This window comes from Streptomyces longispororuber (assembly GCF_024448165.1).
GTDB lineage: Bacteria > Actinomycetota > Actinomycetes > Streptomycetales > Streptomycetaceae > Streptomyces > Streptomyces longispororuber_A.
On record NZ_JAMOLN010000104.1, the window covers coordinates 21,557 to 35,097 of the forward strand.

General features: G+C 71.8%; 12 protein-coding genes. 1 reads left to right on the forward strand and 11 read right to left on the reverse strand.

Annotation, left to right across the window (positions count from 1 at the left end; translation table 11 throughout):
• Nucleotides 1-8 precede the first annotated feature (8 nt).
• Genes M4J07_RS26730 through M4J07_RS26755 form a run of 6 tightly spaced genes read right to left on the reverse strand, consistent with a single transcriptional unit; the run spans nt 9 to nt 5,336 of the window.
• Nucleotides 9-752: an SDR family oxidoreductase gene (locus M4J07_RS26730; protein WP_255975577.1), complete on the reverse strand. Its 744-nt coding sequence runs from the start codon at nt 750-752 to the stop codon at nt 9-11.
• Nucleotides 745-1,266 carry a cupin domain-containing protein gene (locus M4J07_RS26735; RefSeq protein WP_255975578.1) on the reverse strand — a complete coding sequence of 174 codons (522 nt, stop codon included), beginning with the start codon at nt 1,264-1,266 and terminating at the stop codon, nt 745-747. Before M4J07_RS26735 ends, M4J07_RS26730 begins: the two co-directional genes overlap by 8 nt.
• Nucleotides 1,257-2,066, reverse strand: a complete 810-nt coding sequence (locus M4J07_RS26740; protein ID WP_255975579.1) for an alpha/beta fold hydrolase — start codon at nt 2,064-2,066, stop codon at nt 1,257-1,259. The genes M4J07_RS26735 and M4J07_RS26740 overlap by 10 nt, the downstream gene beginning before the upstream one ends.
• Nucleotides 2,063-2,878 carry an aspartate dehydrogenase domain-containing protein gene (locus tag M4J07_RS26745; protein WP_255975580.1) on the reverse strand — a complete coding sequence of 272 codons (816 nt, stop codon included), beginning with the start codon at nt 2,876-2,878 and terminating at the stop codon, nt 2,063-2,065. The genes M4J07_RS26740 and M4J07_RS26745 overlap by 4 nt, the downstream gene beginning before the upstream one ends.
• Nucleotides 2,875-3,825, reverse strand: a complete 951-nt coding sequence (locus M4J07_RS26750; protein WP_255975581.1) for a VOC family protein — start codon at nt 3,823-3,825, stop codon at nt 2,875-2,877. The genes M4J07_RS26745 and M4J07_RS26750 overlap by 4 nt, the downstream gene beginning before the upstream one ends.
• 23 nt (nt 3,826-3,848) lie before the next feature.
• Nucleotides 3,849-5,336: an aldehyde dehydrogenase gene (locus tag M4J07_RS26755; RefSeq protein WP_255975582.1), complete on the reverse strand. Its 1,488-nt coding sequence runs from the start codon at nt 5,334-5,336 to the stop codon at nt 3,849-3,851.
• A gap of 349 nt (nt 5,337-5,685) precedes the next feature.
• Between M4J07_RS26755 and M4J07_RS26760 the strand changes: the two genes are divergently transcribed.
• Nucleotides 5,686-7,113, forward strand: a complete 1,428-nt coding sequence (locus M4J07_RS26760; protein WP_255975583.1) for an MFS transporter — start codon at nt 5,686-5,688, stop codon at nt 7,111-7,113.
• Between the two features lie 28 nt (nt 7,114-7,141).
• On the opposite strand, the gene M4J07_RS26765 is transcribed toward M4J07_RS26760, so the two are convergent.
• The 5 genes from M4J07_RS26765 to M4J07_RS26785 all read right to left on the reverse strand — a co-directional run bounded on the left by M4J07_RS26765 (nt 7,142) and on the right by M4J07_RS26785 (nt 13,252).
• Entirely contained in the window at nt 7,142-8,200 is a 1,059-nt protein-coding gene (locus tag M4J07_RS26765) for an LLM class flavin-dependent oxidoreductase (protein ID WP_255975584.1), read from the reverse strand.
• On the reverse strand, nt 8,197-9,117 hold the full coding sequence (locus M4J07_RS26770) for an LLM class flavin-dependent oxidoreductase (protein ID WP_255975585.1): 921 nt from the start codon (nt 9,115-9,117) through the stop codon (nt 8,197-8,199). The genes M4J07_RS26765 and M4J07_RS26770 overlap by 4 nt, the downstream gene beginning before the upstream one ends.
• Before the next feature lie 124 nt (nt 9,118-9,241).
• On the reverse strand, nt 9,242-10,858 hold the full coding sequence (locus tag M4J07_RS26775; protein WP_255975586.1) for a glycerol-3-phosphate dehydrogenase/oxidase: 1,617 nt from the start codon (nt 10,856-10,858) through the stop codon (nt 9,242-9,244).
• Nucleotides 10,859-10,867: 9 nt separating this feature from the next.
• A complete protein-coding gene (glpK, locus tag M4J07_RS26780; protein ID WP_255975587.1) occupies nt 10,868-12,406 on the reverse strand; it encodes a glycerol kinase GlpK in 1,539 nt (512 codons plus the stop codon).
• A gap of 54 nt (nt 12,407-12,460) precedes the next feature.
• Nucleotides 12,461-13,252: an MIP/aquaporin family protein gene (locus M4J07_RS26785; RefSeq protein WP_255975588.1), complete on the reverse strand. Its 792-nt coding sequence runs from the start codon at nt 13,250-13,252 to the stop codon at nt 12,461-12,463.
• Nucleotides 13,253-13,541: the final 289 nt, after the last annotated feature.

Consider the following 13,541-nt stretch of genomic DNA (forward strand, 5'->3'; position numbering starts at 1 on the left):
GCGGAGCGCTAATGCATCGTGAAGCCGCCGTTGACGGCGATCACCTGTCCGGTCAGGTAGCGGGACTCCTCACCGAGGACGAACGACACCACCCCGACCAGGTCGTCGGGCTGCTGCGGCCGGGCGATCGCCCGGTTGTCCGCGTACAGCGCGTGGCGCTCGGCGGGCACGCCCTGCGTCGCCTCGACCTCGGTCAGTCCGGGTGCCACGGCGTTGACCGTGATGCCCTCGGGGCCGAGCTCGCGGGCCATCGCCCGGGTCAGGGAGATCACCGCGCCCTTGGACGCGATGTAGTGGGCGAGCCGCGGCGAGCCGTAGAGGGCCGCGTCCGAGGCGATGTTGACGATCCGGCCCGGCCGTTCCATGAGCGGCAGCAGGTGCTTGGCGACGAGCCAGGGCCCGCGCGCGTTGACCGTCATGAGGCGGTCCCACACCTCGACGTCGATGTCGTGGAAGTACTTGCCGCCGACGCCGTTCGCGAGGGCGGCGTTGTTCACGAGGCCCCAGACCGGCCGGCCCCGCAGCGCCGCGGCGAGCGCCTCGACCGAGGCCGGGTCGGCCACGTCGAGCGGGACGAACTCGGCGTCGCCGCCCGCGTCCCGGATCGCCGCGGCCGTCCGGGCCCCCCACTGCTCGTTCAGCTCCGCTACGACGACCCGGTACCCGTCCGCCGCCACCCGGCGGGCCATGGCCTCCCCGAGGCCACGGCCCGCACCGGTGACGACGACCGTGCGCCGGACGGCGTCAGTCACGGGTGATGCCGTACAGCGGCGAGTACTCGGGGTAGGTCGGGACCTGCGGCTTCTGCGTGCCGATGACGACGCAGAAGAGCGCGTCGGTGTCGCCCTCGTTCTTCAGCGAGCGGGTCACACCGGCCGGCACGACGATCATGTCGCGGTAGCCGAGGGTCCGGTACTCGGTCTCGTCGGGGCCGCGGTGGATGCCGACGCGGACCTCGCCCTCCAGGACGAAGAAGGCCTCCTCGACGTCGTGGTGGGTGTGGGCCGGGCCCTCGGCGCCCGGGGGCAGCAGCATGTTGGAGAAGGTGAAGCCGCCCGACGGCAGGATCCGGTTGTCGCCCTCGTGGTTGCCGGTCGCGCCGGAGCCCACGTAGCGGATCTGCGCGCGCTTGTACTGCGGGCCCGCCTTCTCCTGGAAGGACAGCGTGCCCCAGTCCGGCTCGCGCGAGTCCTTCGTCGCGATGAGCGAGTCGGTGTACTTGGCGAGGTCGCCGTCGTTGTCGTACGCGTCGGTGGTCAGAGGCATTGCGGTGCTCCCTTGCGGTTCGTTGCGATGTGGAGGTGGGAGAGCAGCCAGGCGTTGAAGCGCTCGGGCTGTTCCTGGTTGGCCAGGTGACCGGCGTCCTTGACGATCACGTAGGCGGTCCTGTGCAGACCGCCGGCCAGGACCTGGGAGGCTTCGGGGCCGGTGATCCGGTCCTTGTCGCCGCACAGGACGAGAGTGGGCGCGGCGACCTTCCCCAGGTCGGCGCGCAGATCGGTGGTCGCCATCGACTCGGCCGCGTAGCCGTAGCCGGGCAGCCGGACCGAACCGGCCATCGTCGCGACGACCCGCGCCACCAGCTCCGGCGGCGCGTCGGGCGACACGAGCCGGGGTCCGCGCTGCTCGGCGAAGGCGCGGGGCCCGGCCGCCGCCAGGTCGGTGACCCGGGCGCGCATCCCGGCGGCCTTCTCGGGCGAGGTCCCCGAGCCGGGCGTGGAGTCCGCGACGGTCAGCGAGTCGACCAGGTCCGGGTGGCGCACGGCGAGCCGCAGCGCGATGACCCCGCCCCAGGACACCCCGACGACGTGGGCGCTGCCGCCCCGTGAGCGGATCAGTGCGGCTGCCGTGTCCGCGAAGTCGTCGAGGGTGAACTCCCCGGCCGGATCGGCCGACCTGGCGTAGCCCGGGGCGTCCCAGGCGAGCACCCGGAAGGCGCCCGCGAGCGCGGGCAGCTGCGCGGCGAAGGCCGCCGACGACGACCCGATGCCGTGCAGGCACAGCACCAGGGGACCGCTCTCGCCGGCCTCCTCGACGTGCAGCCCGGCCGGCTCGTACCTGGTCACAGGATCTGCCCGCCGCGCCCGGCGAGCGCCGCCAGGGAGCGCAGGACGGAGTACGGGACGACCTGCGACGTCGCCGGGTTCGCGGCGTCCGGCAGGTGCCGCACCTCGAAGCGGTACGAGCCGTGGCTGCCGCTCGCCTCGATGACGTGCGAGGTGTAGGTGGCGGCCGGGTCGGCGACGACCCGCACCCGCACGGCGTCCAGGTCGCCGACGGCGAGCGCGACGGAGGCGGCCACGTTCGTCGACTTGGGGAACTTGACCGGGACCTCGCGCGCCGTGCCCGCCATCAGCTCGACGGGCTCTGTCGCGGTCCGCATCCGCCGGAGCAGCTCCTCGTCCATCCACGGCTGTTCGAGGGTGGCGGGCAGCTTCGTGGTGGTGAGCCTGACGTCGTCGAGGCGGCCCATCGCGCGCACCGCCTGGAGCAGGTCGAGGCCGCCGACCGCGCCACCGGTGAAGTAGACCCGGCCGGGCGCCGCGGCGAGCAGCTTCTTGGCCAGCTCGTCGTCGGTGAGCGCGCCGGTCGAGGCGACCAGCAGATCGGTCCCGCCGGCCAGGATCGTCTCGCCCCACTCGCGGACGACGCCCTGCCCCGCGGCCTCCACGATCAGGTCGCAGGCGTCCATGGCCTGCTCCATCGTCAGCTGCGGCGCGGGGGCGGTGTCGCCCAGCGGCCGGTTGTCGACGATGCAGACCAGTTCGGCGCCCGGGATCTCCCCGGCGGCGAGCGCGGAGCCGACGACCCGGCCGATCGCGCCCCAGCCGATCAGACCGACCTTGCGGACCGGGACGGGGGTGGGGGTGCTGCTCATGCGGGGACTCCTTCGGCGTCGACGGGCGCTGCGGCGGGCGGTACGACGGGGCTGCCGTCGGCCGTGCCCGCCATGTGGGTGCGGATCAGCTGCGAGGGCGCGCCCGCGGTGCCCCACAGGTCGGAGAGCTCGGGGGTGCGCCGCCACACCTTGCAGATCCAGGTGTCCTCGACGATCTGCGCGACCTCGGAGGTGTACTCGCAGACGAGCCCGGTGGGGTCGGTGAAGTAGGAGAACGTGTTGTTGCCGGGGCCGTGCCGCCCGGGACCCCACTGCGGGGTGATGCCGTGGTGGCGCAGCCGGCCGAGCCCGCGCATGAAGTGGTCGACCGAACTCATCTCGTACGCGACGTGGTTGAGGGACACCCACGGCGCGGCGTTGAACGCGATGCTGTGGTGGTCGGCGTTGCAGCGCAGGAACGCCATCTGGTGCTCGGACCAGTCCGAGACCCGCATCCCGAGCACGTCGCGGTAGAAGGCGACGGACGCGTCGATGTCGGGGGTGTTGAGCACGGCGTGGGTGACGCCGACGGGCACGGAGCCGTCCTTGCCGCGCGGCGGCACCGCCCAGGTGTCGGCGGCGAGCTCGATCAGCCGGCCGTCGAGGTCCCGGAAGCGCAGGCCGTAGCCGCCGCCGACCTGGTCGAGCGGTCCGGGACCGGACGCCGGGACGATGCCGTGCGCCGCCAGCCGGCGGGCCGCCTCGTCGATCTCGGCGGGTGTGGCGACGGCGAAGACCAGCTTGCCGAGGCCGACGGTGTCGGCGCGGGTCAGCTGGAGGGCGTGGTGCTCGTCGCCGGTGCCGCGCAGCCAGCTCGCGCCGTTCCCGGCCTCGACGACCTCCAGGCCCCAGGCCTCCTCGTAGAAGTCGGTGGCCTCGGTGAAGTTCGGGGTGAGCAGCTCGACCGAGCGCAGTGCGCGCAGCCGGGCGATCGGGGGGAGGGTCATGGTGAACTCCGGTACGGGGGTGGTCAGTTGGCCCAGGGCAGCGGGGACTCGGCGGTGCCCCAGTACAGGGACTTCTGGCGCTGGTAGGCGCGGATCAGGTCCCGGCCCTTCTCGGTGCCGAGGCCGCTCTCCTTCATCCCGCCGAACGGGGTGGAGATGGAGAACTGCTTGTACGTGTTGATCCAGACGGTGCCCGCGTCGATCCGGCGGGCGAGGCGCCAGGCGGCCCGCGCGTCCCGGGTCCAGATGCCGCAGGCGAGGCCGAACACGGAGTCGTTGGCCTGGGCGACCAGGTCGTCCTCGTCGTCGTAGGGGAGGGCGAGCAGGACGGGGCCGAAGATCTCCTCCTGGCAGACCCGCGCCGAGTTCGGCAGTCCGTCGATCACGGTCGGCAGGTAGTACGCGCCGTCCGCGTACTGCGGACCCGCGGGGGCCGCGCCTCCGCACAGGACGCGACCCCCTTCACTGCGGGCCAGGTCCACGTAGTCGGCGACCGCGTCGCGGTGCCGGTGGTGGACGAGCGGGGCGACCTGGGTGGCCGCGTCGGTGCCGGGTCCCACGCGCAGCTTGCGGACGCGCTCGACGAGCTCGCCGACGAACGCGTCGTACCGGGAGCGGTGCACGAACAGCCGGGAACCGGCGATGCAGGACTGTCCGCTGGACGAGAAGATCCCGAACATCACGCCCGCGAGGGCCTGGTCGACGTCGGCGTCCTCGCGGACGATCGTCGGCGACTTGCCGCCGAGTTCGAGGGAGGCGGGGATCAGCTTGTCGGCGGCGCTGCGGGCGATGGACCGGCCGGTCGAGGTGCCGCCGGTGAACCCGATGCGCCGCACCAGCGGGTGGTGCACGATCGCGTCCCCGACGACCCGGCCCTTGCCCGGCAGCACCGAGAGCAGCGCGGTCGGCAGCCCGGCCTCCGTCAGCGCCCGGTGCACGAGGCGGCCGAAGGCGAGGGAGACGAGCGGCGTCCACTCGGCGGGCTTGAGCAGCACCGCGTTGCCGCCGGCCAGCGCCGGAGCGACCTTCTGCGCGTCCGAGGCGATCGGCGAGTTCCACGGGTTGATCGCGCCGACCACGCCGATCGGCTCGTACACGCTCATCGTCAGGTACGGGCCGCGGGCGGGGGTGAGGGCGTCCTCGGCGGTCTCCAGGGCGGCGGCCGTGTAGCGGAAGGTGCCGGCGGCGCTGAGCGCGAGCGCCCGGGTCTCGGTGAGCGACTTGCCGGTGTCGGCGGTCTGCAGCGCGGACAGCTCGTCCGCGTGTTCCTCGACGAGGTCGGCGATGCGGTGCAGCAGCCGGGCCCGCTGGTGCGGGAGCAGTTCGCGCCAGGCCGGGTCGGCGACCGCCTCGGCGGCGGCGCGCGCGGCCTCGTCCACCTCCTCGGCCGAGGCGGCGTGGACGGTCGTGATGACGGTGCCGTCGGCCGGGTTGACGGTCGAGATCGGCGTGCCCGCGCCGCGCCGGAACCGGCCCGCGATCAGGATCTCGTCGGCAGGGGTGCGCAGCATGGCCAAACCTCCGGACTGGGTCGTACAGGGAGCTCCGCGGCCGCTCCTGCCCCCCCGGCCGGCCTCGATTGCGAAGTGCTTGAAATCTAAGGGCTTAAATAAATCGACCGCAAGAGGTCCGCCCGAAGTTTTTTCGACGACGTGTCGGTGAACCCTTGACGGCCCCCTGCGCGGGCGGGATACAACTTAAGCGCTGAGAGTTTCAGCGCTTGTTTCACCGGGTCTGAAGTGGCCGTCCGTCCCTGCGGACCGCCGTTTAGTACGGTCTCCCGGTACCTCCATGTCCCCTGCCGCCGCCCGGCGCACGCCCCTACCGGCCTGCCCGGACGGTCTCCCGGAGGCTTCCCCCATGACGATGTCCCCTCCCCGCGCGTCGGCGGGCCCCGCATCCGCGGCCGGTCTCGCCGCCGCGATCGGAGCCCGCTTCGAGCGCCTGCCGCTCTGTCGCTGGCACGTCACCGTCCGGCTGCTCGTCGGGGCGGTCACCTTCTTCGAGGCGTTCGACCAGCTGCTGATCGCCTACGCCCTGCCCGAGCTGCGCGCCGAATGGCACCTGAACACCGGCCACACCACCGCTCTGATGACCGTCGGCTCCGTGGGCATGCTGATCGGCGCCCTGCTCTCGGGCCGCCTCGCCGACCGCATCGGCCGGGTCAGGATCATCGCCGGCTGCATCGCCCTGTCCAGCCTCTGCAACCTGGCACTGACCCTGTGCAGCTCGCCCGAGCCGTTCATGGCCGTCCGCTTCGTCCAGGGGCTCGCGGTCGGCGGCGAGGTACCGGTCGCCGCCACGTTCATCGCCGAGATCACCCGCGCCCACCAGCGCGGCCGCTTCGTCCTCCTCTACGAGCTGGTCTTCCCGGCCGGGCTGACCGCGGGCGCCCTGCTCGCCTCCTGGCTCGTACCGCTGCTCGGCTGGCGCTGGATGTTCGGCCTGGCCGCGATCCCCGGCGTGCTCTGCATCCTGATCATGCGGTACGTCCCCGAGTCGCCGCGCTGGCTCGCCGACCACGGCCGGCACGACGAGGCCCTCGCCACGATGGAGCGCATCGAGGCACGGGTCGAGAAGATCACCCGGGAACCGCTGCCGAAGCCCGAGCCCGTCGAAGCCGCGGCACCCGCCGGGGACGGTGACGGGACGGGCGCCGCCGCACCGCAGCGCGGCGGCCTGCGCGAGCTGCTCTCCGGCCGCTACCGCAAGCGCACCCTCGTCCTCGGCGTCCTCTGGTTCACCGGGTACTTCGTCAACTACGGCATCACGTCCTGGCTGCCCACCATCTACGGCAACCGCTTCGGCCTCGACCTCTCCGAAGCACTGCTCTACTCGACGGTCACGTCCTGCGCGGGCCTCGTCGGCTGCTTCGTCGTCGCGATCACCGTGGACCGCGTCGGCCGCCGGGCCACGGTCATCTGGTGCCTCGGCGCCGCCGCCGTCAGCCTGGCCCTGCTCGGCCTGTTCGCGGGCGGCTCCGCCACGAGCGTGCTGATCTGGACGTCGGTCGCCGCCGTCTTCTTCTTCGGCTCCAACATCTGCCTGTACCTGTACACGCCGGAGCTCTTCCCGACCCGCATCCGCGCGCTCGGCAGCAGCGTCGGCGGCGCGCTGAACCGGCTCGGCATCATCCTCGGCCCGATCGTCGTCGGCGCGGTGTACGCCGGCGGACGCATCGGCACCGTCTTCCTGGTGCTCGGCGCGGTCGCCCTGGTCGGCTCCGTGACCGCGTTCGCGGGCGCCGAGGAGACGGCGGGGCGGCGCCTGGAGGAAGTGTCGCCCTGACCCCGGGCACCGCATCCGCCGGAGGCGTTCAGCTCCACAGGGAGCTGGGCGCCTCCTTGCGCACCACCGGCGCGATCTCCTCCGCGAACCGCTGGAGCGTCTCGATCTGCTCGGCCGTGCCCTGCCCGAACGCGTCCACGGTGACCGATTGCAGATCGTGCCGGTACACCTCGTGGTAGCCGAGGATCTTGTCGATGATCTGCTGCGGCGAGCCGATCAGCTGCGGCCCGTCCGCGATCGCGTCCTCGATGGTCCTGAACGGCGTGTTGTAGCCCGCCTTCCCCGCCAGGTGCGGCTTGAAGGACTGCGCGACCTTCGCCTCGTACAGGTCCCGGAAGCGCGCGACCGCCCGCTCGTGCGTGTCCGCGATCAGCAGCCCGCCCGAACCCGCCGCGACGTGCGCCTTCGCCGGGTCGTGGCCGTACGCCGCGAACCGCTCCCGGTAGTGGTCGATCAGCCGGGCGTACGCGGCCCGCGGCTGGATCGCGTTCGCCGTGAACAGCGGATCGCCGTGCCTGGCCGCCAGTTCGGGGGAGTTGAGGGAGGTCGCCGAACCGTGCCAGACGCGGGGGAGACCCGCGTACGGGCGCGGCACCGTCGTCACCCCCTTCAGCGCGGGCCGGAACTCGCCCGCCCAGTCGACCTGCTCCTCCGTCCACAGCCGGCGCAGCAGCTCGTACTTCTCCTGCTGCAGGTCCCACTGCCGGGCCTCGTCGAGGCCGAACAGATCGAAGTGACCCGCCTCGGCGCCCTTGCCGATCACCAACTCGATCCGGCCGCGCGAGAGCTGGTCGAGCGTCGCGTAGTCCTCGGCGACCCGCACCGGGTCGAGGATCGCGACGACGGTGACACCCGTGAGCAGCCTGATGCGGGTCGTGCGGGCCGCGAGCGCGCCCAGCACCACCGTCGGACTCGACGACAGGAACGCGCCCGCGTGCCGCTCGCCGACCGCGTACGCGTCGTAGCCGAGCTCCTCGGCCGCCACTCCGACGTCGACGACCTGCGCCAACCGGTCGGCCGCCGAGGGGAGTTCACCGGTCAGCGGGTGCGGGGCGTGGCCGATGATGGACAGGACCTGGAACCTCACGCGGCCACCTCCGTCAGGCCCAGGTGCCCGCGCAGCGTCCGCGTCGTGTACGCGTCCGGCAGCAGCCCGCGCCTGACCAGCTCGGGCACGGCCCGGTCCAGGAGGGCGTACACGTCCTGCGGCACGGCGACCGGGCGGATCCGGAAGCCGTCGGCGCCGCCCTCGCGGTGCCACTCCTCCAGACGGTCGGCGAGACCCTCCGGGGTCCCGGTGAACAGGGCCGCGTCGGACTCGAACTCGCCCAGCGCCGCGCGCCGTTCGGCCGCCTCGGTGTCCGTCGGGGCGAGGAGCACGTTCAGCTCGGCGAGCACCTTGAGGCTGCGGCCCTCCTCGGCGGCCAGCGCCGTCACCTCGGAGCGGATCCGGCGCAGCCCCGGCACGTCGAACGGCGTGACCAGCACGACGTCCGCGCGCCGGGCCGCGAACCGGTACGGCACGGTGTCGTGCGCCAGCGAGATCAGCGGCGGCCTGCCCTGCGGCGCGGCCCCCGAGCTGTCCCACGCCCGCGTGACCCGGCCGGTGAACTCCGCGGCCCGCTCGAAGAGTCCGGCCACCAGCTCGTCGCCTTCCGGGGTGCCGAGCACCTTCAGGATCCGGTCGTGCTCGACGTCGTCCGCCGCGATCCGCGGCCGCACCCCGGCCCGACCGCCGCTGACCAGATCGAGCGTCGCGTACCGGGCGGCGTACCCGGCGGGCTGCCCGAGCACGGGCCCGAGCGGCACGAGCCCGACGCGGGTCGTCTCTCGCGCGGCGAGCGTGAGCAGCACGGTCGAGTCGAGCCGGCCAGGGCCGTCCTCCACGCTCACGAACGCGATCCGGGCCGCCTCCGCGCGGCGCACGAGACGGACGAAGTCATCGGGGCCCAGGCTCGGATCACCCGTCAGGGCGAGCCCGAGAAGGAAGGGGTTCTGAGGCATGTCCCCACCTTCACCTGCGGACATTGCGGGCGTATGTCCGCGGCATGGCAGTGCCCACGGGCAGCCGAGAGGGGCGGCTCCCCCCGTGGGAGCCGCCCCTCAAGTCAGGCAGAAGCAAACAGAGTCACTTCTCGTCGAGCACGGTCTGCACCTTGTCGCGCACCGCGTCCGAGGCGAGACCGCGGATCGTCAGCGTCGTCCGGCGGCGCAGCACGTCGTCCGCCGTCTCGGCCCACTCGTGGTCCCGCGCGTACACGACCTGCGCCATGATCTCCGGCGCGTCCGGGTGGACCCGCTCGGCCAGCTCCGGGTTCTCGTTGGCCAGCCGGGCGATGTCGAAGGCCAGCGAACCGTAGTGCGTCGCCAGGTGCTTGGCGGTGTCGGCGGCCATCCGCGGGCCGGGCGCCGGGTTGTCCACCAGGAGGCGGTGCGCGACGGCCCGCGGGTTGGCGACACCGGGCAGCGGCAGCCGCTTCGGCAGCTCCTTGATCGGCTCGAAGTCGTCGCCGAGCGGGTGGCCGGGCAGCGACTCCAGCTTCTGCATGACGGTGCGGCCGATGTGCCGGAACGTCGTCCACTTGCCGCCCGCGACGGACAGCATGCCGCCCCTGCCCTCGGTGACGACCGTCTCGCGCTTGGCCTTCGAGGTGTCGCCGGGACCGCCCGGCAGCACCCGCAGACCCGCGAACGCGTACGTCATCAGGTCCCGCTTCAGCTGCTGGTCGCGGACCGAGAACGCGGCCTCGTCGAGGATCTGCTCGATGTCCTTCTCGGTGACCGAGACGTCCGCCGGGTCGCCCTCGTACTCCTCGTCGGTCGTACCGAGCAGCAGCATGTCCTCCCAGGGGAGGGCGAACGTGATGCGGTACTTGTCGATCGGCGTGGCCAGCGCGGCCTTCCACGGGGAGGTCCGCTTCATGACCAGGTGCGCGCCCTTGGAGAGGCGGATGGACGGCGCCGCGTTCGGGTCCTCCAGCTTGCGCAGGTGGTCGACCCACGGGCCGGTCGCGTTGAGCACCAGACGGGCGCTGACACCGAACTCCTCGCCGTCCGTGCGGTCCTTGAGCTCGGCACCGGTGACCCGGCCCCGCGTGAAGCGCAGACCCGTGACCTCGGCGTGGTTCAGGACCACGGCGCCCGCGTCGACGGCCGCGCGGACCGTCATGAGCGCCATGCGCGCGTCGTTCATCTGGTCGTCGCCGTACACGGCCACGGCCTTGAGGCCCTCGGTCCGCAGCTCCGGCACGTCCTGCTGCGCCTTGGCCGGGCTCAGCAGGTGCCCGACACCGTCACCGAACGCCGACAGCGCGCTGTACGCGAAGACGCCCGCGCCCAGCTTCGCGGCGCCGTGCGGGCCGCCCTTGTACACGGGCAGGTAGAAGGTGAGCGGGTTGGCGAGGTGCGGGGCCACGTTGCGCGACACCGCACGCCGCTCGAAGTGGTTCTCCGCGACCAGCTTCACCGCACCGGTCTGCAGGTAGCGCAGACCGCCGTGCAGCAGCTTCGAGGAAGCGGAGGACGTGGCGCCGGCGAAGTCGCCGGCGTCGACCAGGGCCACCCTGAGACCGGACTGCGCCGCGTGCCAGGCAGTGGAGATGCCCAGGATGCCGCCGCCGATGACCAGGAGGTCGTACGTCGCCTTGGAAAGCTGCTCGCGGGTCTCGGCGCGGCTCGGGTTCGAACCGGCGACCGGGTGCGTTCCGAGGGCAGGCACGGTCTGCAGGGTGGACTGGGTACTCATGGTGGGGTCTTACTCCTCGTCCTCGATCCAGCCCATGGTCCGTTCGACGGCCTTGAGCCAGCTCTTGTACTCACGGTCGCGGGTGTCCGCGTCCATGCGGGGGGTCCACTCGGCGGCCCGGCGCCAGTTCGCGCGCAGATCGTCCGTGTTGGACCAGAAGCCGACGGCGAGACCGGCGGCGTAGGCAGCGCCGAGACAGGTCGTCTCGGCGACCATCGGACGCACCACGGGGGCGTCCAGGAAGTCCGAGAGGGTCTGCATCAGCAGGTTGTTGGAGGTCATGCCGCCGTCGACCTTGAGCGCGGTCAGCTCGACGCCGGAGTCCTTCGTCATGGCGTCGGTGATCTCGCGGGTCTGCCAGGCGGTGGCCTCGAGCACGGCGCGCGCGATGTGCGCCTTGGTGACGTAGCGGGTCAGGCCCGCGATGACACCGCGCGCGTCGGAGCGCCAGTACGGGGCGAACAGGCCGGAGAAGGCGGGCACGAAGTACGCGCCGCCGTTGTCGTCGACGCTGGAGGCCAGCGTCTCGATCTCGGCGGCCGACTTGATCAGGCCCATCTGGTCGCGCATCCACTGGACCAGGGAGCCCGTGACGGCGATCGAGCCCTCGAGCGCGTAGACCGGCTTCTTGTCACCGATCTGGTAGCCGACCGTGGTCAGCAGCCCGGAGTACGAGTTGATGGCCTTCTCGCCGGTGTTCATCAGCATGAAGGTGCCGGTGCCGTACGTGGACTTGGCCTCGCCCTCGGCGAAACAGGTCTGGCCGAACAGGGCCGCCTGCTGGTCACCGAGCGCCGAGGCGACCGGGATGCCGCCGAGGATGTCGCCGAGCTGGCCGCCGGTGACCTCGCCGTAGATCTCGGCGGAGGAGTGGATCTCCGGCAGCATCTGCTGCGGCACACCGATGGACTCGCAGATCTTCGCGTCCCACTCCATGGTGTGCAGGTTCATCAGGAGGGTGCGGGAGGCGTTCGTGACGTCGGTGTAGTGCTTGCCGCCGTTGACACCGCCCGTCAGGTTCCAGATGACCCAGGTGTCCATGGTGCCGAAGAGGATGTCGCCGGCCTCGGCGCGCTCCCGCAGGCCCTCGACGTTGTCCAGCAGCCAGCGGGCCTTGGGGCCCGCGAAGTACGACGCCAGCGGCAGGCCGGTCTCGCGGCGGAAGCGGTCCTGACCGACGTTGCGGCCGAGCTCCTTGCAGAGGGAGTCGGTGCGGGTGTCCTGCCAGACGATGGCGTTGTGGACGGGCTCACCGGTGTTCTTGTCCCAGAGCAGCGTCGTCTCGCGCTGGTTGGTGATGCCGATGGCCTTGATGTCGTCGCGGGTGATGCCGGCCTTGGTGATGGCTCCGGCGACGACCTCCTGGACGTTGGTCCAGATCTCGTTCGCGTCGTGCTCGACCCAGCCCGGCTTCGGGAAGATCTGCTCGTGCTCCTTCTGGTCGACGGAGACGATCCGGCCGTCCTTGTCGAAGACGATGCAGCGGCTGGAGGTGGTGCCCTGGTCGATCGCGGCGATGAACGGGCCTGCGGTGTGTGCGTCGGTCACGGGGTGCTCCTGAAAGTTCTCGGTGCGGCTCGGGCGGTGTGGCGGCGGGGCGGCCTACTTGAACGCGACGTTGTAGAGGCCACCGGCTATGGCGCCGCCGATCAGCGGACCCGCGACCGGGATCCAGGCGTACGTCCAGTCCGAACCGCCCTTGTTCGGCAGCGGCAGCAGGGAGTGCACGATGCGCGGGCCGAGGTCACGGACCGGGTTGATCGCGTAGCCCGTGGGGCCACCGAGCGAGAGACCGATGGAGACGACGACGAACGAGGTGATCAGCGCACCGAGCACGCCCAGACCGTTGCCGTCGTTGTTCAGGCCCTGCGTGAGGATGGCGAGAACGAGCACGATCGTGGCGATGATCTCGGTGACCAGGTTCTGCACGGTGTTCCGGATCTCCGGGCCCGTCGAGAAGATGCCGAGCACGGGGCCCGCCGCGGGCGCGGCCTTCTGGTCCACCAGGCCCTCGTCGGCCGGCTGCGCGGCGATGACGTCCGGGTCGGTCAGGTGTGCCTGGAACTGGCCGTAGTACGTGACCCAGACCAGCACGGCGCCGATCATCGCGCCGAGCAGCTGCGAGACCAGGTAGAGCGGTACGTCGCTCCACTTGGTGCCGCCCTCGATGGCGAGGCCGATGGTGACCGCCGGGTTCAGGTGGGCGCCCGAGACGCCACCGACCATGTACGCACCGGTCAGGACCGCGAAGCCCCAGCCGAACGCGATGGCGACCCAGCCGGCGTTGAACGCCTTCGAGCGCTTGAAAGTGACGGCGGCGCAGACGCCACCGCCGAGCAGGATGAGCACGGCGGTACCGATGGTCTCGCCGATGAAGATGTCGGAGCTGGACACCCGCGACTCCTTTGTCCTTCGTCCAGGGGAAAAACCCGTATCAGGCGAACCCCGGGTCCCTCTCCGGTGGTCCGCGCCCTCTGGGGAGGGCGGTTTCGGCCTGGCCTTGCCACACTCTAACGCGTATTGCCGGTAGGTGTTCGACAATGCCGACCGATGGACGCGAGTCTTGCTCTGGGGTTACTCGCTCGTCAAGGGTTCTGTTATCGAAAGCACGATCGTTATTGATCGTTCGCGCCTATCGGTCCCCGTGGCGCCGGGGCGTCCATCGATGGTCGCCCGGAAAGGT